At 69.8% G+C, this 26,182-nt stretch carries 20 protein-coding genes; 5 read left to right on the forward strand and 15 right to left on the reverse strand.

Going from position 1 to position 26,182, the window contains the following annotated elements; genetic code table 11:
* Positions 1 to 5 precede the first annotated feature (5 nt).
* The 5 genes from AL072_RS32265 to AL072_RS35075 form a co-directional block, all read right to left on the reverse strand.
* Positions 6 to 1,532, reverse strand: coding sequence for a glycosyltransferase (locus AL072_RS32265; protein ID WP_082109346.1), 1,527 nt, complete (start codon positions 1,530 to 1,532; stop codon positions 6 to 8).
* Entirely contained in the window at positions 1,529 to 2,653 is a 1,125-nt protein-coding gene (locus AL072_RS32270) for a lysylphosphatidylglycerol synthase transmembrane domain-containing protein (protein ID WP_045585506.1), read from the reverse strand. The genes AL072_RS32265 and AL072_RS32270 overlap by 4 nt, the downstream gene beginning before the upstream one ends.
* Before the next feature lie 117 nt (positions 2,654 to 2,770).
* Entirely contained in the window at positions 2,771 to 5,482 is a 2,712-nt protein-coding gene (locus AL072_RS32275) for a right-handed parallel beta-helix repeat-containing protein (RefSeq protein ID WP_045585507.1), read from the reverse strand.
* A gap of 175 nt (positions 5,483 to 5,657) precedes the next feature.
* The gene (locus AL072_RS32280) at positions 5,658 to 6,716 is read right to left on the reverse strand and encodes a M23 family metallopeptidase (protein ID WP_245637092.1); all 1,059 of its coding nucleotides are present in this window, start codon (positions 6,714 to 6,716) and stop codon (positions 5,658 to 5,660) included.
* Positions 6,717 to 6,728: 12 nt separating this feature from the next.
* Complete coding sequence (locus tag AL072_RS35075) at positions 6,729 to 6,896, reverse strand: hypothetical protein (protein ID WP_158511122.1); 168 nt, start codon at positions 6,894 to 6,896, stop codon at positions 6,729 to 6,731.
* Positions 6,897 to 7,095: 199 nt separating this feature from the next.
* On the opposite strand from AL072_RS35075, the gene AL072_RS36160 reads away from it, so the two are divergent.
* Positions 7,096 to 8,577 carry a carbohydrate-binding domain-containing protein gene (locus tag AL072_RS36160; RefSeq protein WP_342669620.1) on the forward strand — a complete coding sequence of 494 codons (1,482 nt, stop codon included), beginning with the start codon at positions 7,096 to 7,098 and terminating at the stop codon, positions 8,575 to 8,577.
* A gap of 31 nt (positions 8,578 to 8,608) precedes the next feature.
* Here AL072_RS36160 and AL072_RS35125 read toward each other — a convergent pair whose 3' ends face one another.
* Positions 8,609 to 8,764: a hypothetical protein gene (locus tag AL072_RS35125; RefSeq protein ID WP_162492072.1), complete on the reverse strand. Its 156-nt coding sequence runs from the start codon at positions 8,762 to 8,764 to the stop codon at positions 8,609 to 8,611.
* Positions 8,765 to 8,947: 183 nt separating this feature from the next.
* On the opposite strand from AL072_RS35125, the gene AL072_RS32290 reads away from it, so the two are divergent.
* On the forward strand, positions 8,948 to 9,865 hold the full coding sequence (locus tag AL072_RS32290) for a hypothetical protein (protein ID WP_045585342.1): 918 nt from the start codon (positions 8,948 to 8,950) through the stop codon (positions 9,863 to 9,865).
* A 535-nt stretch (positions 9,866 to 10,400) separates the two neighbouring features.
* Here AL072_RS32290 and AL072_RS32295 read toward each other — a convergent pair.
* The 8 genes from AL072_RS32295 to AL072_RS32330 all read right to left on the reverse strand — a co-directional run bounded on the left by AL072_RS32295 (position 10,401) and on the right by AL072_RS32330 (position 21,079).
* Complete coding sequence (locus tag AL072_RS32295; protein WP_045585343.1) at positions 10,401 to 11,732, reverse strand: ISNCY family transposase; 1,332 nt, start codon at positions 11,730 to 11,732, stop codon at positions 10,401 to 10,403.
* 138 nt (positions 11,733 to 11,870) lie between these two features.
* Positions 11,871 to 12,461: an IMPACT family protein gene (locus AL072_RS32300; protein WP_045585344.1), complete on the reverse strand. Its 591-nt coding sequence runs from the start codon at positions 12,459 to 12,461 to the stop codon at positions 11,871 to 11,873.
* Between the two features lie 6 nt (positions 12,462 to 12,467).
* Positions 12,468 to 14,969 (reverse strand): calcium-binding protein, encoded by a 2,502-nt coding sequence (locus AL072_RS32305; RefSeq protein WP_045585345.1) that lies wholly within the window; start codon positions 14,967 to 14,969, stop codon positions 12,468 to 12,470.
* Positions 14,970 to 15,129: 160 nt separating this feature from the next.
* Positions 15,130 to 15,426 carry a hypothetical protein gene (locus AL072_RS32310; RefSeq protein WP_045585346.1) on the reverse strand — a complete coding sequence of 99 codons (297 nt, stop codon included), beginning with the start codon at positions 15,424 to 15,426 and terminating at the stop codon, positions 15,130 to 15,132.
* Positions 15,427 to 15,557: 131 nt separating this feature from the next.
* Positions 15,558 to 17,096 carry a flippase gene (locus AL072_RS32315; RefSeq protein WP_082109314.1) on the reverse strand — a complete coding sequence of 513 codons (1,539 nt, stop codon included), beginning with the start codon at positions 17,094 to 17,096 and terminating at the stop codon, positions 15,558 to 15,560.
* Between the two features lie 194 nt (positions 17,097 to 17,290).
* Positions 17,291 to 18,514 carry a UDP-4-amino-4,6-dideoxy-N-acetyl-beta-L-altrosamine transaminase gene (pseC, locus tag AL072_RS32320; RefSeq protein WP_045585348.1) on the reverse strand — a complete coding sequence of 408 codons (1,224 nt, stop codon included), beginning with the start codon at positions 18,512 to 18,514 and terminating at the stop codon, positions 17,291 to 17,293.
* Positions 18,511 to 19,608, reverse strand: coding sequence for a UDP-N-acetylglucosamine 4,6-dehydratase (inverting) (gene pseB, locus AL072_RS32325; protein ID WP_200909996.1), 1,098 nt, complete (start codon positions 19,606 to 19,608; stop codon positions 18,511 to 18,513). The genes pseC and pseB overlap by 4 nt, the downstream gene beginning before the upstream one ends.
* A gap of 133 nt (positions 19,609 to 19,741) precedes the next feature.
* The gene (locus AL072_RS32330; protein WP_082109315.1) at positions 19,742 to 21,079 is read right to left on the reverse strand and encodes a glycosyltransferase family 4 protein; all 1,338 of its coding nucleotides are present in this window, start codon (positions 21,077 to 21,079) and stop codon (positions 19,742 to 19,744) included.
* A 309-nt stretch (positions 21,080 to 21,388) separates the two neighbouring features.
* Here AL072_RS32330 and AL072_RS32335 point away from each other — a divergent pair, with 309 nt between their 5' ends.
* From AL072_RS32335 to AL072_RS32345, 3 genes are all read left to right on the forward strand, one after another.
* The gene (locus AL072_RS32335) at positions 21,389 to 22,060 is read left to right on the forward strand and encodes an aspartyl/asparaginyl beta-hydroxylase domain-containing protein (protein ID WP_045585349.1); all 672 of its coding nucleotides are present in this window, start codon (positions 21,389 to 21,391) and stop codon (positions 22,058 to 22,060) included.
* Between the two features lie 169 nt (positions 22,061 to 22,229).
* Positions 22,230 to 24,119 (forward strand): ABC transporter ATP-binding protein, encoded by a 1,890-nt coding sequence (locus AL072_RS32340; protein ID WP_045585350.1) that lies wholly within the window; start codon positions 22,230 to 22,232, stop codon positions 24,117 to 24,119.
* Positions 24,116 to 24,616, forward strand: coding sequence for a hypothetical protein (locus AL072_RS32345; protein WP_245637093.1), 501 nt, complete (start codon positions 24,116 to 24,118; stop codon positions 24,614 to 24,616). Before AL072_RS32340 ends, AL072_RS32345 begins: the two co-directional genes overlap by 4 nt.
* 154 nt (positions 24,617 to 24,770) lie before the next feature.
* On the opposite strand, the gene AL072_RS32350 is transcribed toward AL072_RS32345, so the two are convergent.
* Positions 24,771 to 25,715: a replication protein RepA gene (locus AL072_RS32350; protein WP_045585351.1), complete on the reverse strand. Its 945-nt coding sequence runs from the start codon at positions 25,713 to 25,715 to the stop codon at positions 24,771 to 24,773.
* Between the last annotated feature and the right edge of the window lie 467 nt (positions 25,716 to 26,182).

The following is a 26,182-nucleotide window of genomic DNA, read 5'->3' on the forward strand; positions in this document are numbered from 1 at the left end:
CGACCTCAGAACGCCTTCAGCTTCTTCCAGGCGAAGACCACCATGCGGGCCAGCAGCCAGCCATGGGTGAAGCGGGAGATCTGGGTCTCGCCATAGCTGCGGTCGGCATAGCGCACCGGCACCTCGACGATCTTCAGGTTCTGCTTGGCGGCGCCGAAGATCAGGTCGAAGTCGCCGAACGGGTCGAAGTCGCCGAAATAGTGGCGGTTGGCGACGATGGTCTCGTAGTCCTTGCGCCACAGCACCTTGGTGCCGCACAGCGTGTCGGTGAAGCGCTGGTTCAGCAGGAAGGAGAAGATGCGCGCGAAGGCCCGGTTGGCCAGGAAGTTCAGGAAACGCATCGCCTCCGGCGCCATCGGGTAGACCAGCCGGGTGCCGTTCACGAACTCGCCGCGCCCCGACACCATGGCCTGATAGAATTTCCCCATGGTTTCCGGCGGCACCGTCAGGTCGGCGTCCAGGATGATCAGGATATCGCCACGCGCCGCGGCGAATCCGGCGCGCACCGCATCGCCCTTGCCCTTGCCGGGCTGCTTCATCACCTTGATGTCCCAGTCGGGATAGGCGTCGCGGACGCGCAGGCACTCCTCATAGGTGTTGTCCTGGCTGTTGCCCTCGACATAGATCACCTCGATGTCGGGGGCGAAGCGGGGCAGGCGACGGATGGCGTTCTCGATGTTGCCACGCTCGTTGCGGCAGGGGATCAGGATCGTCGCCGACGCCGGCCTGCCGTCCACGGTGACGCCGTCCGCCGCCGGCTGCGGCCGGGCGACGACATAGTTGCGCACGCACAGCCGGCGGATGCCCGGCAGCGGCGCCAGATAGCGGTTGACCAGCGTGCCCAGCCCCAGCAGCCGCTTCGGGACCAGCTGGCGCCATTCGCGGCGCACCGGCTCCCAGCCGGCGAGATCCAGCAGGTTGACGATGTCGCTGGTGGACAGCCAGTTCTGCTGGCCCTGCGGCATGCGCATGCCGAGCCGTTCCGCCACCCACAGGACCGGCTCCCAGGCACGGGAGTGATAGCTGACGACGATGCGGGTCTTGGGCGTGGCGACCCGGCGCAGCAGGCGCAGCGTCTCCTCGATGTCGTCCAGGAAACCGATGGTGCCCGACAGCAGGATGTGGCTGAACGGCCCCGCGATGGCATCCAGCGTCGCCGGATCCTCGGCATCGGCGGCGATCAGCTCCAGCTCCGGATGGCGGGCCTTCGCCGCCGCGATGGTCGCCGGGCTGAGGTCGATGCCGACGCCGCGCGCCGGCTTCAACGCCGCCAGCGTGTCGCCGACGCCGCAGCCGATCTCCAGTACCGTCGCCCCTTCCGGGATCAGGAAGCGCAGGTAGGCGCGGTCGGCCTCGTGGAAGGCGCGGTTGCGCTCGGCCCAGCGGTCGCGCAGCGGCGCCATGGCATCGAACAGCCCGCGGATGCGCTGCTGACGCGGCGACAGCGGACGGGTTCCGGCGGCAGGGCCGGTGGCGGGGTCATCCGGCATGGTGGCGGTCCGGTCGAGCGTCGGAAGGGGCTGGTCGGTCATCGGGAAGGATCCGTCGGGAAGGCGTCGGGCCGGGCGGAGGCGGGCATGGCAGGGCCGGGCAGGGATGCGGTCTCGTTGCGCAGCAGCAGCCAGAACAGGCCGCCGGGCAGCGACAGGACGGCGATCGACAGCCCGATCAGCAGCGAGACCAGAAGGGCGGCGTCGGCATCGAAGCCGAGCAGCGCGAAGCCGGCGACCATCGCCCCCTCGCGCACGCCCCAGCCGCCGAGCGAGACGGGCAGTGCCGCGGCAACGATGGCGGCCGGCACGATGGCGAGCCCGTCGAGCCAGCCCAGCGGCAGGCCGACCGAGCGGGCGAACAGGATGGTGGCGGCGATGGTGGCGAGATGGACGGCGACGCTGTGGCCCAGCGCCGCCCAGGCGGCCGGGTTGCCAGCCATGGCGCGCAGCTGCGCCACCGCTCCCCAGGCGGTCCGCACCGGCACCCCGTCGCGCAGCCGCTTCGGGATCGGCAGCCGGTCGCGCGGGATGCGGCTGGCCAGCAGCAACAGCCCCATGGCCACGGCCAGGACCACCGCCCCGGCCAGGACGGTGCCGGCGACGGCAGGCGGCGCCACCGCCGCCAGATGCGGCAGCCCGGCCAGCCCGATCAGCACGACGCCCAGCAGCGCCATCAGCCGGTCGACCAGCAAGGCCAGCATCACCGGTCCCGCCGGGTGACCGAGCCGCCAGGTGAACCAGCCGCGCAGCAGGTCGGCCCCGACCGATCCCGGCAGGATCTGCCCCAGGAAGCCGCTGGCCATCTGCAGGCGGAAGGCGGTCCAGCGGGTCAAGGCGACGCCGGCGGCACGGCAGACCGCCCGCCACCGCTGCGAGGCGAAGGGCAGGGTCAGCGCCTTCACGGCAAAGCCGGCGGCGAACAGCAGGGGATCGGCGGCCGACAGACGCGCCGCGATCCCCGGCCAGTCGGCCCCGGCGGCGAGCGCGCCCAGGATCGCGACCGTCACCGCCAGCTTGACCAGCACCGGCCATCGCCGTCCGGCAGGCTTGCCCGGACCGGCCTGCCCCGGATCCGGTCCCAGGTCAGCCCCAGGAGCAGGCCCTGCGGCGGACTGGACCGGCTGGGCGAAGGGGGGGTCGAGAAGAGCCTGAGACATCATCCCCGCATGGAGTTCCGGGTGCCGCAAGGCAGCGGCGCCGAACGGGCCGTTTTAACGGCTCGCGCCCGGCTTGTCACCCGATCAGGCGGAAGAGGGGAAGACGCCCCACCCCATCCCTCATCCCATACCGGCGGCAGCCAGCAGGCCGTCGGCCGGCCGCAGGCCCGCCGCACGGGCAGCGGAGGTAGCGGTGGAGGCAGCGGGGCTCAGCGCCCGGCCCTCCAGCCGGCCGAACACGACATAGTGCCGCATCGCCTCCGCCAGGCCGCCGCCGGTGGCCGCCGCCACGTCCGGGTTGGCCGCCAGATAGGCCGGGGCATCGAAGCCGGTCGTCCGCCCCTCGCCGCGGCCGGTGGTCAGGTAATGCAGCTCCGCCCGGGTGGTGTCGGTACCGAAGGCGGCTGCCAGATCGCCGTTGACCGCCAGATAGGCCAGCGGGTCGAAGCTGACCGTCCGCCCCTCCGCCCGGCCGTTGGCGATATAGTGCAGCGCCGCCGCCGTCCGGTCGGTGCCGAAGGCCGATGCCAGGTCGCCATAGGAGGCGAGATAGGCCAGCGGGTCGAAACTGACCGTCCGCCCCTCCGCCCGGCCGTTGGCGATGTAATGCAGGTCCGCACTTGTCCGGTCGGTGCCGAAGGCGGCCGACAGGTCGGCATAGGACGCGGTGTAGGCCAACGGATCGAAGGTGATGGCGCGGCCCTCGCGGCGGCCCATGGCGATGTAATGGGCGGCTCCCGCATCGCCGTCGGCCCCGAAGGCGTTGGCGAGATCGCCGTAGGAGGCGATGTAGGCCAGCGGGTCGAAGCTGACCGTCCGCCCCTCCGCCCGGCCGAGGGACTGGTAATGCGCAGCCCCGGCCGCGGCATCGGTGCCGAAGGCCGCCGACAGGTCGGCGTAGGAGGCGATGTAGGCCAACGGCGAGAAAGGCTGTCCCGACGACGCCCCCGCTCCAGCCCCCGCTTCGGATGAGCCGCCGCCGGGACTGGGGACCGCCGGCACGGTCAGGGGCGCGCTGCCCATCCGCGCCCAGTCCAGATCATGGATGCCGAGCGCCGCCGCACCGCCGCCGAGCCGGAAATCGCCGGCTGCCGGATTGACGAACAGGCCCGACGAGACCGTGTCGCCGCCGTTCAGCCCGCGGATGCCCTGCAGCAGGTTGCCGGTGACGCTGTAGGAACCGGGGGTCCAGAACTCCCAGTAATCCACGCCGGTGGTGGAGGAGATGACGTTGCCGGTGACGCTGTTGTTGTTGAGCAGCCCGATGCTGCCGGCGCTCGGCACCCATTCCAGCCGGATGAAGCGTTCGCGCGGGTTGGACAGGACGGCGAGATTGTTGGTGACGCTGTTGGAATCGCCGCCATGGATGAAGACGCTGGCCCAGCCGGTGTTCTGGATGAAGTTGTCCTGGACGGTGACGCCGTTGGCCATGTCGTCCAGATAGATGCCGAAGCTCTTGTGGCGGTCAAGCCAGCCGGAGCCGTCGGTCGCCAGCCCGCCGACAGTGCGGATGTCGTTGCCACGGATGACCGTGCGGGTGTCGACGTTGGAGCGGCCCAGCATCTCGATGGCGCCGCCGTCGGCGGTCTCGGTCATCGTGTCGTAGATGCGGTTGTATTCCACCACCGTACCGGTGTTGACGGTGGCGCCGTCCCAGTTCTTGATCGAGATGCCGTAGCGGGTGCTGTTGCGGATGTCGTTGCCGGAGATCAGCGTGTCGTTGGCGCCGTACAGCTGGATGCCGGCGACGTCCTTCAGCACCTCGCCGATATTGGAGATGCTGTTGGCGCTGATCCGGTTGGCGTTGCTGCCGTAGGTGACCTTGATCCCGCTTGCCCCGAGATGCTCCAGCCGGTTGGCCTCGATCACGTTGGCGGATGAGCCGGTCAGCGTCATCGCGGTACCGGCATTGACGAAGCGGTTGCCGGCGATGCTGTTGCCGGACGAGTTGGTCAGCGTCAGGGCAGAACCGTCCCAGCTCGTGTCGGCGAAGGTCAGTCCCTGGATGGTGACGCCGCTCGCCCCGTCGAGCGCCAGCAGCGTGCCCAGCCGCGCCACCACCGCCCCCTGGCCCAGCAGGGTGCCGGGATCCTGCGGCTTCACCACCAGCCGGCCGCTCTCGGCCTGCCAGGCGAACTCGCCGGCGTCGCGGATGAAGGACTCGTCATTCAGCAGGCGGTAGGTGCCGCCGCTGCGCAGGGCGTATTTCACCCCCTGGGTGAAGCCGATGCTGCGGCTGGCGGCATCGATCCCGGCCACGCCGACGATAGTGTCGGACAGCCGTTCGGTGTCGAAGGTCTGCACCATCATGCCGGGCTGGGCACCGCCGGCCAGGGCCGCCGCCATCGCCCCGTCGCCGGCCCCGTAGCGCAGGCCGGTCTTGCTGGCGCCGCCCGCCGCCGCCTCCAGGATCGACCAGCCGGATCTGGCGTCGCCGGCAGTCCAGTCGCCGGTCTGCGCCACCTTCTGCCGGACACCGCCGATGAAGAGATCCAGTCCGGTGACGGAGGCCGCCGCCGCATAGCGCCCGCCGCCGATGTCGGTGAAGCCGCCGACCCGCTCGCCGCCGCTGAAGACCGGAGTCTCGCCCGGATAGGCCATGATGCGGACGCCGTTGTCGGCTGCCGTCAGCGTGACCGCATGCGACATCGCATAGGTGCCGCCGCGGACATAGGTGTCGCGGATGCCGGTCGCCCGCATCGCGCCCTGCGCACGGTCCAGCGTGGCGAAGGGCCCGTCGGTCCCATCGGCATTGGGTGCCGCCAGACGCCCCGACCAGGAATCGTTGCCGTTGGTCGCGACGTAGAAAGCCTGCTGCGTGCTGTCTGTCATTGCCGGATCGCCTTGCCCATACGGGGACGATCAAACGGCTGAAATACTTAATAACGAGGTAGCCGATATCCTTCCTGGTATGCGCGTTCGTGCGAAAGCGCTGTGTTCATTCGGTGACAAATGCCTGGATCATCGCAGTTGTCACTTGCATCCCCCAACGTTGTTTTCGCTGATTTCAACGCAACTCCACCTGCCGCTCCTCCCGCACCGCCGTCTCGTCACCGTGACGCAGGGTCACCGTCACCCGGTAGAGGCCGGCGGGCCAGGGGCCGGGGGCCGGCTTCTTCACGTCGGTGCCGAAGAACACCACAGCCAGCGGGCGCGGCACCGCGCCCTCGCTGCGGTGGAGGCGGCGGCCGTCCGGACCGGTCACCTCCAAGGTCAGGCGGTCGCCCTGCCGCCCGCCCATCAGCTCGGCCCAGACGCCCAGCGTCGGCACGTCGGCGGGCAGGCGCTCCCCGCCATAACCGCCGTTTCGCGCGACCTCCGCCTTCGGCGCCTCGGGCGCCAGCCCGGCACCGAGCAGCGCGCTCGGCCGGTAGGCCAGGATCCGGCTGGCGTCGGCGTTCCACAGCGTGTTCGGCGGGACGGCCCGGCTATCCGCCGCGCAGGCATCCGCCTTACCCGTCTCTGTCCCGGTATAGGGATCGAGGGTGCGGCCGTCATGGCGGATGCCGAAATCGACATGGGGGAACTCGGTCCTGCCGGACAGGCCGATCTGCCCCAGCACCGTGCCTGCCTCCACCCGGACGCCCGGCCTGACCGCGACGCTGCCGCGCTTCAGGTGGCTGTACTGGGTCTCCCAACCATTGCCATGGTCGACCACCACGGCGTTGCCGGCGTCATAGCCGGCCGGCGCGCCGCCGCTCTGCCGGATGCTGACATCCTCCATGCCGTCGCGCACGCGGGCCACCGTGCCGGGTGCCGCGGCCACCACCGCCACCCCGCGCCGCATCGCCTCCAGGTCGGACAGCCGGAAATCGGTCCCGCCATGCCCGTCATAGGTCAGCCGGCCGCAGGCGAAGTCCCGCATTCCCGGCCCCGGATCGGCATCGACATAGTTCTGCACGAAGCAGTCGGTCCCGATCCGGCAGCGCACCGGCAATTCCAGCACCGGCGCGCCGGCCCGCTCCTGGGCGGGAGCGGCGACCGGCAGAGCGGCGAGAAGAAGGACGGGCAGGAAATGGCCGGGAAAAGCCCTCGGGGCCCGGCCCCGCCGATAAAGCCGCATCATGGTTCCTGTCCCCTACCCAGTGTCCCGCAGCACCGCCAGGGCGCGCCCGGCCTCGCCGTTCCGATCATGCATCCGCGCCAGGGCCAGGGCCAGCGGCGGCAGAGCCGCCTTCTGACCGGGCAGGGGATCGGCCCGGATGCCACGGAGCAGCATCATCGCCGGCACAAGGCCGCGCTCCATGGCAAGCACGGCATCGCTGAGCCGGCGGTAGGGCTCGCCCCGGTCGGGGGCTGCTGTGATATGGCGTGGCGGACATGGTCCCCCGCTGCCCTGCCCGCATTCCACCCCTTCCTTATCATCCGAAGGCCACACCGTCCCCCGTCATACTCCGCCCCGCAAGTTCATCGGCGACAGGCAGCGCAGGACAGGGACGGACAGCATGGCGAACAGCCCGTACAGCGGCAAAGATGGGACAGTCGTGGTCATCGACAGCGGCTGGTCGGCGACCTGGGAGAGCGCGGCGCGCGTGGTCTACCAGCACGACTTCGCCGACAACGATGCCGATGCCCGCAACCCCGCTGCCGACAGCCACGGCGCCCTGGTGACCTCCAGCATCCTGGCGCAGGCGCCGGATGTCGGGATCATCGCGCTGAAGGTGATGCCGGACGGCTCCACCACCGCGTCCGGCGCCGCGATCGAGCAGGCGCTGCAATGGGTCGTCGCCCATGCGTCGGACTACGACATCGTCGGCGTCAACCTGTCGCTGGCCGGTGGATCCGCCTCGTCGGAGGCGACGACGATCCTGTCGGACGAGTTGGCCGGCCTCGCCGCCCAGCGCGTGCTGGTCTCGGCCGCCGCCGGCAATGCCGGGCAGAACGGGACGGCGGCCGACGTGTCCTATTTCGCCGCCGACCACAACACGATCTGCGTCACCGCCTCCACCGGCGACGGGACGCTGCCGGGCTGGTCCCAGCGCAACCCGGGCATCACCGACCTCTGCGCCGACGGCACCGACATCCGGCTGACCGATCTGGCGGGACGGACGGTGACGGCCAACGGCTCCTCCTTCGCGGCCCCGGCGGTGACCGCCGCCGTGGCGCTCGCCCAGCAGGAGGCGGTGGCCCTGCGCGGCAGCGCCCTGACCCAGGACGAGTTCCTGTCGCTGGCGCGCGAGACCGGGACGCCGGTCGGCGGCACCGGCTATACCGACCTCGACACCCAGGCGCTGCTGGCGAAGATCGGTCATCTCTATGGCCCGACGGCGACCCCGAACCCGACGACGACCGACACCGGGGCAGGGGCAGGGGCAGGGGCAGGGACGGGCGCGCCCGCCGTCACGGCCGCCACCATCCTGGTCAACGCCAAGGGCACCGCCGCGGCCGGGGTCAACGCCCATTTCACCCTGCTGGTCGACGGCCATGCGGTCGGCGGCGTCACAGTCGGCACCGCGGCCAAGACCTACGCCTTCTCCACCACCGTCGCCGCCGACAGCGCCCACACGGTACAGATCCGGTACGACAATGACGGCTTCGCCGGCGGACAGGACCGCAACCTGTTCGTCGACAGCATCAGCGTCAACGGCCACGGCTATGCCGCCACCGACGCGGCGGTGACCTACGACAAGGGCGCGCTCGACGGACGCGACACGGTCAAGGGCCAGAGCGGGATGTGGTGGAACGGTACGCTGGTGGTCGCCGCCGACAAGGGGCTGTTCGCCGCGCAGGCGCAGGTAGCCCAGCTTCAGGCGGACGCCGGCCTGCTCGGCCACGCCGTGTCGGCCAACGCCGCCGCCAACGCCGCGACCTCCATGACCTCCATGACCGACTGGATGCCGGATGCGCTCCCGACCGTCGAGGACGCCGCCCACGGTCTGTCCCCCTGGTCCGATGCCCACGACATGACGCACGGTCTGGCAGCGTAGCCCCGGGGCCCCTCCCGCGCGCTCTCACCGCTCATGCATGGCCTCCTGGGCGCTGCGCGAGAGGGGGGACCGAAGAGGGTCGGCGATGCCGGCCGGGGATCAGGCCGTATCTGGTGAAGGAGAAGACCTCGACCTCCAGCCGGCTGTCCTCCGGCACGATGACCATCAGCGGCTGGGCTGTCGTCACCCCGCCCCCCACCCGTATGAACGGCGAACTGCTGGACATAGCCGTCCACCGGAGCGGGCGGGGAGCGGGAATGGACAGGCGGCTTTTCCTGGACCGGACGCCGCGCTTGGGAGTAGGCATGCGGAAACCGCCGGACCACCGCCGGACCGGTGCCGTTCCTTCCTTCGCCGGACCCGCCCCGCCTTGACGCCGATCCCCCAGCTCCTGCGCCTTCTGCTCCTACTGCTGACGCCCTTCTGGCTGTCGCTGGCGGCCGACGGGATCGGCCTGCACGGGTCGTCGCTGCTGTCGAACTGGCGGCGCACCCCCGCCGCCGCCGATACCACCCTGGCGCCGCCGAGCGGCTGGCGGGAGCGGGCCTATCTGGCCGCCAACCCCGATGTCGCCGCCGCCGTCCGCAACGGACAGGTCTCCAGCGGCTACGCCCATTACGTCCAGCACGGCCGCGCCGAAGGCCGCGGTGGCGGCCTTGCGGAACCGGCCAAGCCGGAAGCCGCCTCCGCCCCTGCACCCGCTCCGCTGCCGGCAACTCCGAACCAGGACGCGCCTGTCCCGGCGACGAAGCCGGAGCCGCAGGACGGCGCCCCGGCCATCCGGACGGAGCCGGCCGTGGAGGCTCCGCGGCCCGGCGTGAAACCGGCTCCCGAGCCCCCGGCTCCTGCTCCTGCTCCTGCTCCTGCCGTACCGGCGAGGCTCCAGGCCGCCCCCTCCGCCACCCCCCGCCATGTGGAGCGGATCCGCACGGCCAATGGCGGGGACGGGGTGCGCGTCGTGCTCGACCTCGACGGGGCGCCGCGGTTCGAGACGCAGGGGCGGCGCCCCGACGGCCGGCTGGAGGTGACGCTGCCCGGCACGCTGTGGCAGGCCGCTCCGTCCGGCCGCCTGCCGGCGACGACGCTCGGCTACAGCGTGGAGCGGAGCGGCGCCGGCACCCGCCTGCTGTTCAGCGACGAGGAGGCCAGGGGGAATGGCAGGGGGGACGACGGTCCCCTGCGCCTGCTCGCCGTCTCCACCCTGGCTCCGGACAAGGACCGCGGCCATCGTCTGGTGATCGACGTGGCGCTGCCTTCCATGGCGAAGGCCGACCGCAAGGGACGCTGACCGGCCGACGGAGTCCCCCCACCCGCATCAGACGGCAAGCTCCCATGCGCTCGGCCGGAAAGCCCGCCATCTCCATGCCTGCCGCCTCGGTCGACGTGCTGCGCCGGATATAGGCCAGCTCGATCGCGGCATCGCTGGTGGCGAACGCCGCGGCCACGTCGGGATGGCTCGCCAGATCGGCGGCAGGATCGAAGGGGGAGGGCACGACAAGCTTACAAAGCATGAAATCATCATATAAAAAAATGATTTCATGATATGTGTTGCGACCGGGTAGAAGTGTCAGTGGATTGCGCAAAATAGGAATGTCAGAGAGGTAGCTTCGGCTTGGCCGTGTAGTTTGGCTGTCGGGCTTCTTCGGCATATCTGGCATGGATGCGTTGGGGTTCGGCTCGGCGGCGCGGTCAAGCCCCGGAGCCGCTTTGCGGTGCGCCGCAGGCGCAGGGCTTGACGGCAACGCCGATCGCCGAGCCATCATCCTGCTGCCAGACATGCCGGCCGCACCGGGGCTTTGCGGATAGGAGGCAAGTGCCTGCGGTCAATCAGCCGCGCAGGCGCCATCGGGAAGCCCGCTGTCCCGCTTGCGCCGGCCTGTTTTGCGGTAGCCGTTCTTCTCGCTGTTGGTCTTCACCCGCGGTGGCGGCCGGCTCTCCTGCATCTCTTTCACCTGGGCCAGCACCGCACTCAGCCGCTTGTTCTCCACGACGTCGCCCTGGGTGACCCGCTGGTCCTTGTCGAAGGCCCGATAAGGCAGCGCCACCCCTTTCCATCGCACCTCCAGACGGCCGTCGGCGAAGGCGTAGGTGTCGACATACTGGCCAACCAGTCCCCGCGTCAGCTCCGTCTCCTCCAGCATGATAAGCTTGCGTTCGTAGGACAGCGTCAACTGCTGCCCGACATGGCGCTGTTCGCGCCAGCACAGCACCTGGCGCAACCGATCCGGCGCGATGTTCAACGGCCGGTGCAGATCGTCCGGCCGGGCAGGGGGCAGGGCAAAGCGGGCGTTGAAGCGCTCGATGAAGCCGGGCAGGAAAGCATTGCCCGCTTCGATGCCGGTGATGCCGGCCAGCCGCAATTCCTTCACTAGCCGGTCCTGCAACGTCCGGTTCACCCGTTCGACCCGCCCTTTGGCCTGACTGGAGTTGGCGCACAGGATCTCGATGTTCAATTCCGCCAAGGCCCGGCCGAACTGCGTCATGCCCTGGCCGCCCTTCGCCTTGCGCTGCGAAACCCGGAACACCGAGTATTTGTCCGAGTAGAAGGACAGCGGCCGGCCATGGGCATTCAGATAGCCCTCCAACGCCTCGAAGTAGGAAAAGGCGCTCTCCGAGACGGCGAAGCGAAGCTGCATCAGCCGGCCCGTCGCATCGTCGATGAACACCAGAAGCGTGCAGGGATCGCCGCGACCCTCGAACCAGCGGTGCTCGCTGCCGTCGATCTGGATCAACTCGCCGAACCGCTCGCGGCGCAGCCGGGGAGGGTGGAACTGCCGGCGCTGCCGGCGCGACAGCCAAAGGCCAGCGTCCGCCATCCACTGGCGCAACGTCTCGCGCGACACCGTCAGCCCATGCGTGTCCCGCAGCATCTCCGCCGCAAGGGTCGGGCTGAAATCGCCGTACCGGCTGCGAACCAGCTCCAACGCCTGCTCCCGCACCTCATCGCCAAGCCGCCGGTTCGACGGACGGCCGCGCCCCCGGTGAACCAAAGCGCCGCCGCCACCAGCCTTGTAGCGCGCCAGAAGTCGCCACACCTGACGCTCGCTCAAAGCCAGAACCGACGCCGCCGATCCGATTCCACGGCGACCGCTCAGCACCTCGCCGAGAACCTCGACCCGTTGCAAGTCCTGTTCGCTCATCGTGATCCAGCCCATCGCCAGCCTCCCAGCCGTCGAAAACCTGACGGAAGACTGACACTTCTATGTTGCGAGGGACTGACATTTTAGCTTTGCGCTTACAAATATAAAACGCATAAGGAATGTTATGGAAATAACCGCTGTCGCCCGGCGCCATCAGTCGTCGAGATGCCCGACGACCGCCTGACCGCGGGAGATGTCGGTCACCATGCGGATGAAATCGTCCATCCGGTCACGGGGCAGCATGACGTGCAGCTCTACGCCGTCGGGCGTGAAGCCCCTGGTCTCGATCAGGGTGCCGGGAAAGCTGCCGAGCCCCGACCGGATCCGCGCTTCGTCGGCGAAGGCGCAGGCGACGGACAGCGCCGTGCAGACGACGATCGGCTCCCGCTCCGCCGCCCCGAGGCAGCTTGCCGCCGTCCCGCCATAGGCGCGCATCAGCCCGCCCGCCCCCAGCAGGATGCCGCCGAACCAGCGGCTGACCACCACCGCCACCCGGTCCAGCTCCCGGCCCTCGATGGCCTGGAGGATCGGTCGCCCTGCCGTCCCGCCCGGCTCGCCGTCGTCGCTGAAGCGATAAATGTCGCCAATCCGGAACGCCCAGCAATTGTGACCGGCATCCTGGCTGCTGTGTCCGACGATGAAGCGGCGTGCCTCCTCCTCGCTGCCGGCCGGCCCGGCCCAGGCCAGGAAGCGGCTTTTCCTGATCTCCTGCCCGAATTGCTCCGCCTTGGTGAGAGTGAACATGGCCGTCTACAGCACGAAGTCGAAGGCCGAGAAGGCATAATTGGCGATGTTGACCTGGATGCGGAAGTCGGCTGTGCCGTCGCCGTTCACCTCGCCCTCGATCAGCGTCACCGCGCCGGAGGCCTGGTAGCGCAGCTGGCCGGCCGCGCTGAAGCCGGCGGTGCCGACGAAGGTGAAGGAGTCGTTGTCGGTGGTGCCGGTAATGGCGTCGATCTCCGAGACGTCGATGCGGTCGCCCTCGGCGCCGATGGTGGCGTAGCTGGCGAGACCCTGCAGCGCCTCCTCGGCCACGATGGCGCCGTTGAAATTGATGATGGCGTCAGGGGCGTCCAGGGTCGATTCGTTGATGTTGCGGACCGAGAACAGGTCGGCCCCCCCTCCGCCGTCCATCAGGTCGGCACCGTAGCCGCCGATCAGCGTGTCGCCGCCGGTCCCGCCCAGCAGCACGTCGCCATAGGTCGTCGCGGTATCGCCGGCATTGACCGAGATTTCATGGCTGCGGTCGGAATAGACGTCGCCGAACAGCCAGTCGTCGCCGCTGCCGCCGCGCAGCACGTCGCTGCCCAGCCCGCCATAGAGCGTGTCGTTGCCAGCCCCGCCGTCCAGCCAGTCGTTGCCGGCCCCGGCATCGAGCCAGTCGTCGCCGTCCTCGCCCAGCAAGGTGTCGTTGCCGGTGACGTCGATGATATCGCCCCGCAGCAGGTCGTTGCCCGCCCCGCCGAACAGCAGGTCGCCGCCTGCCCCGCCCTCCAGCGAATCCGATCCGTCGCCGCCCAGAAGCACGTCGTTGCCGGCATTGCCGAACAGCGTGTCGTTGCCGGCCAGCCCGGCGATGGTGTCGTTGCCGCCGCCGCCGCCGATCGCATCGCCCTGGAGCGTCCCGGCCAGATAGTCGTCGCCGGTCGAGGCCGAGGCCGTCAGCCCGGTCAGCGACGGTTGCGAGAAGCCGACCAGGGATCCCACCGGATAGAGCCCGTCGGTGGCCTGCAGCATCTCGATGCCGGTCAGCGTATCGGTGCCGTCGGGACCGCTGACCAGCAGGTTGCCGTTGGCATCGATGGCCAGGGTGTAGGAGGCGAGAGCGCCGGTCAGCACGAAGCTGTCGATGCCGCCCAGCCCGTCGACCGCATCCGCCACCGGATTGCCCAGCGCGTCATAGGCGGCGCTGCCGCTCAGCGTGTCGTTGCCGGCCGTGCCGGTCAGCGCGACCGGCGCACCAACCGGCGCCCCTTGGGGCAGAAGCTGGAACGGAAACGCTGCGGCCGGCAGCGCAGCGGCGGCGCGCAGCGGCCGGTTCTCGCGCAGGCCGAAGGCGATGTAGTGGCCCTGCGCCGCCTGGATGTTGCCGCCGGTGGCCGCCGCCACGTCCGGGTTGGCCGCCAGATAGGCCGCCGCGTCGAAGGTCGCGCTGCGCCCCTCCCGCCACCCGTCGGTCAGGTAATGCCGGGTCGCGGCGCTGCCGTCGGTGCCGAAGGCGGCGATCAGGTCGGGGTAGGAGGCGATGTAGGCGAGCGGATCGAAGCCGGTCGCCGACCGCCCCTCGCCCAGGCCGAAGCGGGCATAATGGGTCAGCGCCGCCACCGGATCGGCGCCGACTGCCGCCAGCACGTCCGGATTGGAGGCGAGATAGCGGTAGGGATCGAAGCCGGCGGTGCGGCCTTCGCGCGCGCCATAGGCCAGGTAATGCTGCAAGGCCGCATCGGTGTCGACGCCGACCGCGCGCAGCACGTCGGAATTGGCGCCGAGATAGCCAAGCGCGTCGAAGCCGCCCAGGCTGCGCCCCTCGTTCCGGCCGTTCCAGGCGTAATGGCGTGCCGCCGCGACCGCATCGGTGCCGAAGGCGAGGGCCAGATCGCGGTTGGCCGCCAGATAGTTGCGGGCATCGAAGGCGAGGGCCGCCGGTGCGGCGGTGCGGCCGTCGATGGTGACGAGTTCGACGTCGGTCAGCGTATCGGTGCTGCGGCTCGACACCATTGCATAGCGGCGGCCGCTGCCATCGAGCGCCACCACCACCGGCGTCTCCGCACGGTAGCCGCCATCCTGCCGGGCATAGCGGCGCGGGTCGCCGGCATAGATGGCGCGGTCGATCCCGCCGCCGCCGTCGAAGCTGCGCCCACCCGGCACCCCCAGATAGACGCTGTCGGCGGCGTCCGCCCCGGCGAAGCCGTCGATCTGCTGGAAGATGCGGGCGCCGAGCCGGTCGAGCGTGCCGCCGGTCAGCGCGACGTCGAGTCCTTCGATCCGGTAGCGCAGGGCGCCGGCCGGGTCACGGTCGGTCAGGCCGGTGAAGCGCACGGCGGCGCCCGGTCCGCTGCCGGTGGCGGCATAATCGAGGATGGTGCCGTGTGCCCGTCCGGCGACCGTGCGGGCGACGGTCAGGCTGCCGGATCCTGCGGCGACCGACACCGCGTCGGGCCGGGTGGTGAAGGCATCGGCGACGTAACCGTTCGCCAGCCGGGCCTCGTCGAGATCGAGGGCGAAACCCGGCCCCGCCACCAGCCGCGCCATGCACGCCTCCTTACCCCTGCCGCAGGCAACGGCACCAAGGCCGGCCCGGAACGGCGGGGCCGGCGGTCACACGGTCATAAGGGCGCTGCTGCCGGATGCGGCCGGCGCCCGCAGATCCGGGCGCCCCGCGTCGGCAAGGCCTTACTCTCCGACCCTGGTATCAGATGACCTGGAGATAGGCCGGATCGAGCGCGCCGTGGCGGAACGGGATCCAGTCCTTATGGTCGGCGCGATACTGCAGACCGTAGGGGTTCTTGAAGAAGATCTTCTGCAGCGGCTGGCCGCCTTCGGCGCGGGTGCGCTCCAGGTCGATCAGGGGCGACGGGGCGAAGATCTTCTCCCACAGCTCGGTGTTGTCCACCTCGCGACCGGCGTTCTTCACATAGTCGCGCGCGGTGTCGCTGAGCTGCCACGCCTCTTCGACCATCGCGTAATAGTCCACAGTACCCTCGGCCATGGCCTTCGAACTCCAACCAGCGTTGCACAGAGTTTCCGCTCACATAGCGCATTTCCGGCGGCAAAGGAACCACCTGCGCATGAGTGACGGTCGAGCGCGGCCGGACGGCCCGGCCGCGCCCGGATGGGATGTTACGGACGATCGGCCGCAGCCCCGTCGATCCCGGCCCCGTCGATCAGCGGTGCCGGACGGGTCTTGCGCAGCGGACCCGACAGCTTCTCCCACGGGCGGTTGCGCAGCAGCCGTCCGGCCACCCCCAGCCCGACCGCCAGCAGGCCGGTCAGGCTGATCGCCGCCCCGACCGGTCCGCCGACCAGCAGGCCGGCCAGCCCGGCCGCCCCGGCCAGCAGCGCACGCAGCCCGATGGTCAGCGCCACCGCTCCCGTGCCCGGCGCCAGCCGCGGCAGCAGCACCAGCAGCAGTCCGCAATCGACGGCGGTGCGCAGGCTCCAGGCCGCGGCGGCGCCGACGGCGCCGTACCGCTCGGCCAGCAGCCACAGCACGCCCAGATAGACCGGCAGCTCGGCCAACTGCAGCCGGGCGGTCACGTCGACGCGCCCGACGCTCTGGATCAGGGTGTTGGGGACATAGGCCGTGGCGTTGAAGAAGACGCCCAGCATCAGGATCGACAGCACCGACGCGCTGTTGGCGGCGAAGGCGGGCCCGAGCCACAGTTCCAGCGCCGTCTCGCCGCCGACGATGGTCGCCGCCTGCATCGCCAGGAACACTGCCAGCGTCAGATGGCCGCCGGCGTCCAGGATGCGGGCCAGGGCCGGGGGATCGCGCCGGAACAGGCTGGACGCCAGCGGGAACAGCGCCAGAGACAGGGCGCCGGGGATCACCATCAGCCGCGACAGCAGCTCGAACGGGGTGGTGTAGAAGGCGACCATCGCCGCCGGCACCAGGCTGAGCAGGATGAAGCGGTCGGCATAGAGCATCGCCGGGCCGACCAGATTGTTGAGCATCATCCAGGCGCTCATGGTGAACAGCCCGCGCAAGGACGGGCGGCCCCAGCGCGACGGGTGCAGCAGGTCCGGCTCCTGGCGCACGGCCAGGATCCCGTAGCCGACCAGCCCGATGAGCCGCCCGGCCGCGATGGCGGCGATCACCGGCACCAGGCTCTGGCTGAAGGGCAGCACGCACAGCGGGCTTAGATAGTTCAGCACCCCCACCGTCATCCGCACCAGGCTGATCGGGCGGAAGCGCTGGTGCGCCTCCAGCACGCCACGCAGGCCGGCGGAGACCAGCGCGACCGGCACGATGGCAGCCGCCACCAGCAGGCTGAGCCGGATCTCCTGCGGCGAGGTGCCGGTATCCAGCTGGAAACCATCGGCCAGCAACCCGGCGCCCAGCGCCACCGCTCCGCCGGTCAGCAGCCCGATCGCGCCCATCAGGGCGATGGCCGGCCCGGCGATGCCCGCCGTGCCGGGGTTGGCCTTCCCCTTCCCAGGATCGGACGCATGACCGATACGGTCGGCGACGACCTGCACCAGCGACCGCCCCAACCCGAGATCCAGCACGCCCAGATAGCCGAGCAGCGCCCAGATCAGGGTGAGCGCGCCGAAGCGCTCCATCCCGACCGCGGAGATGAGCAACGGAATCGACAGGAGGGCCGCCACCATCGGTAGCCCTTCGCCGAGCAGATTCCAGAGCGTGTTGCGAAGCAAAATCGGGGATCCGTGCGCGGAACACTGGGGAACGGCGTGATGGAGACGACCGGAGCCGGCCGTTCGGCTTAGGAGCCGTTCGACCTAGGCCTATGCCGTCCCGGCGAAGTCATTGTTATCCGTCCATCCTGTGCAAAACGCTAACGGATTCGCGTGGACGCAACGGCATGGCACCCCGAACGGCGGCGAGCTGCCCGTCAGGACAGCACCCGCTCCAGCGCGGTGACGACCCGGTCGACATCGCTGTCGGCCATGGCCGGGAACAGCGGCAGCGACAGCGTCCGCGCGTAATGGGCCATCGCGCCGGGCAGCGCGAGATCGCCGTAGCGGCTGCGCCAGTAGGGCTGGCGATGGACCGGGATATAATGCACCTGGGTTCCGATGCCGAGATCGCGCAGGGCGGCCATCGCCGCGGCACGGGTCCGGCCGGCGGCGTGGAAGTCGATGCGCGCGGCGCACAGGTGCCAGGCCGGCCGGCACCAGGGCACGGCGGCCGGCGGCAGCACCAGCGGCGCCAGCGGCGCCATGCGGTCGGCATAGAGGCCCATCAGCCTGCGCCGCCGCTCCGCGAAACGGTCGAGCCGGCCGAGCTGGCTCAGCACCAGGGCCGCATGGATGTCGGAGAGCCGGTGGTTGAAGCCCGGCTCGGCCATCTCGTAGTACCAGGGGTTGGGCGCCCCCCCCTCGTCCAGCGCGGCACCGGGATCGGCGAAGCCCTCGCCCGGCTCCGGGCTGCGCATCATGCCGTGGTTGCACAGGCGGCGGACCCGCGCCATCAGCGCCGGGTCGTTGCCGGTGACCGCCCCGCCCTCGCCGGCGGCGATGGTCTTGACCGGATGGAAGGAGAAGACGGTCAGCGCGCTGTCGGCGCAGGCACCGACCGGCGTCTCCCGGCCGCCCGACAGCTCGACGGTGCCGATGGCGTGGCAGGCGTCCTCGACCACCGCCAGCCCTTCCCGGCGGGCGAGCGCGCCGAGTTCCGCCATCGGGGCGGTCTGGCCGGCGTAATGGACGGGGGCGAGCGCACGGACGCGCCAGCCGGCCTTGGCCGCGCGGGCGATGGCGGCCTCGGCCTCGGCCACGCCCATCAGGCCGCTGTCGGGATCGACGTCGGCGAAGGCGACCTCCGCCCCGGCATGGCGGGCGGCGGATGCGGTGGCGAGGAAGGTGTTCGACGGCACCACCACCGCGTCGCCCGGTCCGAGCCCGAGCGCCGTGTAGGCCAGCCGCAGCGCCGCGGTGCCGTTGGCGCAGGCCACCGCGTCGGCCGCCCCCACCCGCGCGGCCAGGGCCCGCTCGAAGGCGGCCACCGCCGGCCCCTGGGTCAGCCAGTCGCCGCGCAGCACCGCCGCCACCGCGGCGATGTCCTCCTCCTCGACCGACTGGCGGCCGTAGGGAAGGAAGGGCAACCCTCCCGTCACGGTGCCTCGGCCAGCAGGGTGCGCAGCCGCTCGCCGTCCAGCCAGTCGTCGTTGCCGTCACTGGCATAGCGGAAGCCGTCGGCCACCGCGCGGGCATTCAGCCGCTCATAGGGGGCGTGCTGCCAGAAGGCGAAGGCCGGCTCGATGACGTAGCGGTCGTCCAGCTCGTAGGTCTGGCGGGAATCATCCTCGGTGATCATCACCTCGTGCAGCTTCTCGCCCGGCCGGATGCCGACGATCCTCTGCGGCAGGTCGGGCGCCATGGCGCGGGCGAGGTCGGAGATGCGCATGCTGGGGATCTTCGGCACGAAGATCTCGCCGCCCTGCATCATGGCGAAGCAGGACAGCACGAAATCGACGCCATGCTGCAGCGTGATCCAGAAGCGGGTCATGCGGTCGTCGGTGACCGGCAGATGGTCGGCGCCGTCCGCGATCATCTTGCGGAACAGCGGCACGACGCTGCCGCGCGACCCCACCACGTTGCCGTAGCGCACCACCGCGAAGCGGGTGTCGAGCGCGCCCGACAGGTTGTTGGCGGCGATGAAGATCTTGTCCGACGCCAGCTTGCTGGCGCCATAGAGGTTGATCGGGTTGGCCGCCTTGTCGGTCGACAGTGCGACGACACGCCGCACCCCCATCGACAGGGCCGCGCGCATCACGTTCTCCGCCCCGTAGACGTTGGTGTGGATGCATTCCATCGGATTGTATTCGGCCGCCGGCACATGCTTCAACGCCGCGGCGTGGACGCAGAAATCGACCCCGCGCATCGCCAGTTCGAGCCGCTCGCGGTCGCGCACGTCGCCGATGAAATAGCGCAGCGTGGAGGTCCACTCCGCCGGCATGCGCTGCTGCATCTCGTACTGCTTGAACTCGTCGCGCGAGAAGACGATGACCCGGCGCGGCCTGGCGTGCCGCATCACCGTCTCGACGAAGCGGCGGCCGAAGGAGCCGGTGCCGCCGGTCACCAGGACCGACCGGCCGTCCAGCATGCGCAGGCCCGCCTCCAGCCCGGTGCCGGCGGCGGAATCCGTACCGGTCCCGGCGGCCGGGTGCCGTGCTCCGGGATCGCTGGCCTTGCTGGAATGTGTCGTCACCGCCGGTTCCGTCCGTTGAAGCCGCATCGCTCGAAACCGCCGGCACCGCAGGCCGGATGGTCCGGGCCGGGCGCCGCATCGGGGCCGAAATGAACCCCGATCGTAACCGGGGCTTTCTGAGGATCGGGTTAATTCAGGATGAACGCCCATGCAAGGCCTGTCGGCAAGGGGATCCGCCGGCACGGACGGCGCGCGGATCCTCCTCTTCCCAGCCCTCGGAAGTTGGAGCGGGCAGCCTGCCGGCATGGAGATCCTCCAGCAGGCGGATCTGCGCCGGCAGGCAGACGGCGGCGAGATCGAAGCGCTCCACCGCCGTCCGCCTTGCGGCACTCGACAGGGCGGCACGCAGATCCGGGTCGTCCAGCGCCGTCTCCACCCGGTCGGCGAGCGCCATCGGGTCGAAGAAGCCGGTCAGCAGGCCGTTCACCCCGTCCTCGATCACCTCGGCGACCGGCGGCGTGTCGGACCCGACGATGACGGCGCCGCAGGCCATCGCCTCCAGCATCGACCAGGACAGGACGAAGGGATAGGTCAGGTAGACATGGGCGCGCGAGACGCGCAGGATCGACAGGTAGCGGTCGTAGGGCAGCTTCCCCAGCACATGCAGCCGCTCCGCTTCCGGGCGGGGGGCGCCGGCGGCGTCCAGCATGGTTTCCCGCCACATCGCCTCGCGCCAGGAGCCGCCGCCCTCGGGCGGGGCGCCGTAGCTGACCTCGTCCCCGCCGACCACCAGGATGTGCAGGCCGGGCCGGCGCCGCAGCAGCTCCGCCGCCGCGCGCATGAAGGTGGGAAAGCCGCGGTAGGGTTCCAGGTTGCGGGCGACGTAGGTCACCACCTCGTCCCCGCGCGACAGGGTCCGGCCGTCGGGCAGGGTGACGGTGGCTGCCGGATCCGGCCGGCAGACATCGGTGTCGACCCCGTCATGGATCACCGAGATGCGCGGGCGGAACGGGACCGGATGCTGGCGCCGCTGCCAGTCCGTCGGGCTGACTCCCCAGTCCATCGCCTCCAGTCCGGCCAGCAGCGCGGCGTTCTTGGCTCTGATGCGGCAGCGCGTTTCCAGCGTCACCGGCCGTTCCGGGTCGAAGCCGACGTCTGACCCGTCGGCGCGATAGAAGAACTCGCAATAGAGCATCAGCCGGGCGTCGGGAAACAGATCCTTCAGGAACAGGGCCTCGCCCCAGCCGGGATGGGCGCAGATAACGTCGGGGGTGAAACCGTCCTTCTGCAGCGCCAGCCCGGCACGCACCGCCCCCTGCCCGTGCAGCACCTGCCCCTCGAACATGCGGATATAGGGGTGGGTGGCGTCGCCCGGCTCGCGGGCCGGCCGGTAGAGCGCGGTGCGCACCCCCGGCAGTTCGCGCTTGGCCTTGCCGATGAAGGCGGCCTGATGGGCCGGGTCGGCCGCGAAATGACGGACGATGTGCTTGTATTGGCCGGGGATGTTCTGGTGAACGAACAGGATCCGCATGGAACGACAATGCCCGGGAAACGGAGAAAGGAGCGACAGCCTGCAACCATCCGGCACCGCTGTCGATGCATAAGACCAGGGTCAGAAAGTTTTGACTTCTGAACCTGGTATCGGCCGCGACGGCAGCCGAGCGGGCTCATGCCCGCGAAGCCAAGGCCCGCGGACGCGGGCCGCCCTTTACTCCCCCTCTGCCCCATCGGGGAACCCCATGAGGGAGCCGGCTGGCATATCCCCGCAAAAAAGTTTAATGACCACAGGCAGACACAACTGGATGATCGGTCCTCCATGCAGCTCCCCGTGCAGCCAGCGATGCCGCTGCGTCCCCTGCATCCCTGGCAGCAGGTCACCGTCGGCAGCGGTCTGATGCTGCACGCGCCGCTGAGCGTCAGCGCCGACGCGGCCCGGCTCCAGCGCGAGTTCGCCGCCCTCGACGCGGCAACGGGGGAGGAGGGGCGCATGTTCATGGCCAGCGACGGCAGCTGGTCGTCGATCACCCTGATCGAGGAGGGGCTTGGTCCGGACAGCCGACGCGCCATCGGCCGGCCGACTCCGGCGCTCGACCGGATGCCGAGCGCCCGCGCCCTGCTGGAGGGGCTGGGCTGCCGTATCCTGTCCTGTTACGTTCACCGGCAGGAACCGGGCGGCCTGCTCCGCTGGCATTTCGACGGCGCCGGCCTGCACCAGCCCGAAGCGCGGCTGATCGTGCCGATCATCGCCCCGCCCGCCGCGGTGACGTGGATAGGCGACAGCCCGGCCGCCTATCCGGCCGGCACGCCGTGGGCCGGCGACTTCACCTTCCCCCATCAGGTGGAGAACGCTCCCGACGAGCAGCGGATCGTCCTGCTGGTGGATGTGGTCAGCGACGAACGTGCCCGCTCCCTTGCCCCGCCGGATCTGTACGGCCAGCCGGCGCTTCGCGTCGCCTTGGGAGAGCAGGCGGTCAACAGCTTGCTGGCGAACCGGGAGCTGGTGCCTGCCTGAAGGAGTCCAAGCTTTTGGTTCTCCACGCGATCGGTTCAAGCGGACTTGCTTGAACCGATCGCACTCCAAGTCCCAGTAAGGATCCGTTCCGCCCACGCCGCCTTGCGCCTATAAGGTCTCCGTCCGCCGGCACCGCCCGGCCCACCGCGCGACGGAGCGCCGACGCCCCTTGTCCTCTTCCGCCCCCTCTCCCTCCCTGCCCTCCTCCCCCTGGCGCTTCCTGTGGATGTTCGTGCGCGAAGGCTTCCTCTGCCGCGTCATCCTGCTGAACCTCGCCGCCGCTGGCGGGATCGGGCTGATGGGGCTGGAGCCGGTTGCGATGCGCGGGCTGGTCGACGCGCTTGCGGGGCTATCGGACAACCAGCGTTCCGGCACCTCCGCCGGCACAGCGGGCTGGACCGCCGAGGTGATGCCCTGGTTCCTGCTGCTGGGCGGGCTGTGGATCGCGTCTGCCCTGTTCAACCGCCTGCGCGAGCTGGTGGATCTGCACACCTCGCCGGCCCTGCGCCATGCCGTCCAGGTCCGGCTGTTCGACCAGCTGATCGACCATTCGTCAAGCTACTTCCAGGACAATTTCGCCGGCACCCTGGGCCAGAAGGTCAAGCAGGCCGGGCAAAGCTCCATCGAACTGCTGGAAATCCTGACCAATGACATCATCCGCATCGTCGTCATCCTCGCCATCGGCCTGACCCTGCTGGCCTCGGCGCAGACGCTGTTCGCCGTCCTGCTGGTCGGCTGGACCGCCGCCCACCTGACCGTGTCGGCGCTGCTGGCGCGGCGCTGCCTGCGGCTGTCGCACGCCTTCTCCGAGGAGGTGTCGTCGACCACCGGCCGCATGGTCGACATCATCGCCAATGCCGAACTGGTGCGCGCCTTCGCCCGCCGCCGCCAGGAGCTGGCCGGCCTGTCCGATGCGCTGACCGGCGAGATCGCCCGCTCCAAGGAGTTGCGCTGGTTCCTGACGAAGATGTGGTTCTGGCTGTTCAACGTCCTGCTGGTCTTCCAGATCACCCTGATCGGCATCGCCGTGTCGGATGCGACGGCCGGCCGGATGAGCGTCGGCGACTTCGCCATGGTCTTCTCGCTGGCGAGCATCGTCGGCGCCAATGTCTGGGGCCTGTCGACCCGCATGCTGGGTTTCTTCGAACAGCTGGGCATCCTGTCCGGCGCGCTGGAGCTGATTGTCCGCCCGCACGGGATCCCGGATCCGCCCGGCCGCCCCGATCTGGTGGTGACCGGAGGCGCCATCCGCTTCGAGGATCTGCGCTTCGCCCATCCCGGCTCCGATGCCGGCCCCAACTCCGGCAAGACGGGAGCGGTCTTCGACGGCCTGTCGCTGACCATCCGGCCGGGGGAGCGAGTGGCGCTGGTCGGTCCGTCGGGCGCGGGCAAGAGCACGCTGGTGCGGCTGCTGCGCCGGCAGTTTCCGTTGCAGGGCGGCCGCATCCTGATCGACGGGCAGGACATCGCCGGAGTCTCCCTCGCCTCGCTCAATCGCGCGGTCGCCGAGGTGCCGCAACTGCCGAGCCTGTTCCACCGCTCCATCCGCGACAACATCGCCTATGGCAGCGAGGGGGCAGACGACGCGGCGGTCCGGGCCGCTGCGGCGCGCGCCCATTGCGACCGCTTCATCGAAGAACGGGCCGGCGGCTATGGGACGATGGTGGGTGAACGCGGCATCCAGCTGTCGGGCGGCGAGCGCCAGCGGGTGGCCATCGCCCGCGCCTTCCTGAAGGATGCGCCGATCCTGGTGCTGGACGAGGCGACTTCCTCCCTCGACTCCGAGACGGAACACCTGATCCAGGACGCGCTGCTCGGCCTGTTCGAGGGGCGCACCGTGATCGCCATCGCCCACCGACTGTCGACCGTCACCGGCATGGACCGCATCCTCTATCTGGAGGGGGGCCGGATCCTGGAGGATGGTGACCATGCCGGGCTGCTGCGCCGCGACGGCCCCTATGCCCGGCTGTGGCGGCGGCAGGTCGGCGGCTTCCTGCCGGACGAATCCGCCGTGCCGGCCGGCGATGTGCCGGGAAACCTGCGGGAAGAGGTGCGATGATGCGGATCCGTCCGGCGTTGCGGCTAGCCGCCCTCCTCTTCATCGGGCTTCATGCCCCGGAGGCCAATGCCATGTCGCCCCTGCCCTTCTTCCAGCGGGTCGAGCGCGTCGGTCTGCTCTGCGCGGTGGACGTTGCCGGCGGAGTGCCTGCTGCGGATCTCGGCGAAGGCGAGCTCTGCGGCCGTGCCGCCGCGGTGCTGTCCGGCTTGACCGCTTCCCGGCCGGCGGTCATGGCGCTTGCCCCCAACGATGCGCGCATCGCCGCCCCGGCCACCCTGCTGCTGCTGATCCATGCCACCCTGCGGGCGGAGGATGGCCAGCGGCTGCTCGCGCTCGCCGCCACGCTCCAGCGCGCCGGATCCGATGCCTCCCCGCCCTTCTTCGTGACGCCGCCCCAGGCGCTGCATATCGCCGGAAGCCTGGACGAAGCGTCCCTGGATGCGGCGTTGGGCCGCCTGCTCGACCCGCTGGCGCGGGCGCTGCGGGCCAATCCCTGAACCATGCCCCTGAGCCATGCCCCGGGGCATGGCGTTTGGAGTCTTGTCGCAGGGGAGGCGATGTCGCGGCAGGGTCGGAGCTTTTCCCGAAAAGCAGCGCTCCCGCACAGGGGGTGCCCATGCGGGAGCGTCGTTGCGATCGGTGCCGCCGGTTTCAGCGGCAGAGCTGGGCGAACTTGCGTTCCGGGATCGGCGGCGGCGAGGGATGCAGCATCAGGCCCTGTTCCTCCACGTCGACCCGGGCGTCGGGGTAGACGGCGAGCGCCAATTGCAGGGCCTCGATGAAGCGTTTGCGGAAATCGCGCAGGCGGCTATAGCCGGCGCCGAACTGTTCGAATACCGCCGGCCAGGTGATGGGGGTCGAACGGTTCAGGCTGTGCAGCCGGTAGGCCAGCCAGATATAGATGTCGATGCTGGTGCTGTTGTTCTGGATGTGGCGCAGGGCCGGCTCCCAGATCGGCACCGGATGGGCCTTCAGCTCGCGGAAGAAGGCCTCTGACAGCAGCACGCGGTCTTCCCAGAGCGAGCCCTGGTTCTGCTCCGGTCCGGCATTCGTCGAGAAATGGATGCCGCCCTTGACGATCGAGCCCTTTTCGAACCCGATGCTGTGGGCGTCTTCCCAGGCGAAGGTCAGGTTGCAGGCGGCGATGCGCGAGGCCTGTTCGCGGATGTCGCGGTAGGTTTGTCCACCCACCGACAGGCCCATGCGATCGAGCCACTCGTGCATGCTGCGGCCCAGCTCAACCTCGCGGCTGTCGGTCTGGATTGCCCGGGTCTGCAGATAGAGCAGGATCATGCGCGCGCGGCTGCCGTACGGAACGCCGTATAGCTTGAAGCCGCCGTTACGGATCGGCAGTCGTCCAGGTTCGATCAGCAAGCGGATCTTATGTCCGCGCCGTTCCCAGGGCTGGTCATCGGGAAGACGACGATGAGGAAGTGCGGTCAGGGCAAAACCCGAATAGGTGATGCCAAGCTCCTGCCGCTCCTCTTCCAGGACGGCAGCGGCGACGTCGACTAGCGAACGCTGATCCGGATCCGTCTGGAGCGCCTTCGCCTGGTCGCGTCCAAGCTGGGTGATCAGGGTGTGTATCTGTCCCATAGCGAGTTGACCTTGGCACGACTTTACGAAAAACCCTATATCACGGCCGGTTAGTGTCAGCAATTTGGAGTCTTGTCGCTCAAACTATTTGTACGGTTATTTGATTCAGTTAATAGTTTGCGCGACAAGACTCCAGTAGAGAATCGCGAGTCGCGCGACAAAACTCCAGAATTGCCGCGACAAGACTCCAGCGGATAGTCCGCCTTGCCTGTGGATTTCCGAGGCATCGCGACAAGACTCCAGTGGAGAGATTTCCGTTTCGGGGCCGGATCGCTTCCGAATCGGCTTTTTTCGAGTCGCGGAGGCGAATCGGACCTCGCCCGCCCCTGTTTTTGCCCTTCAGGGATGGGAGGCATCGCGGAATGGCGCGCCGTGGCGGGCTGGATTTGGAGTTCTGTCGCGCTCCTTCCGCCCCGCCCCGCCCTGGGATATGGCGGCTGCCGGCGGTTTCGCGCGTCCTTGCTGCC

The organism is Azospirillum thiophilum (assembly GCF_001305595.1).
Taxonomy (GTDB): Bacteria; Pseudomonadota; Alphaproteobacteria; order Azospirillales; family Azospirillaceae; genus Azospirillum; species Azospirillum thiophilum.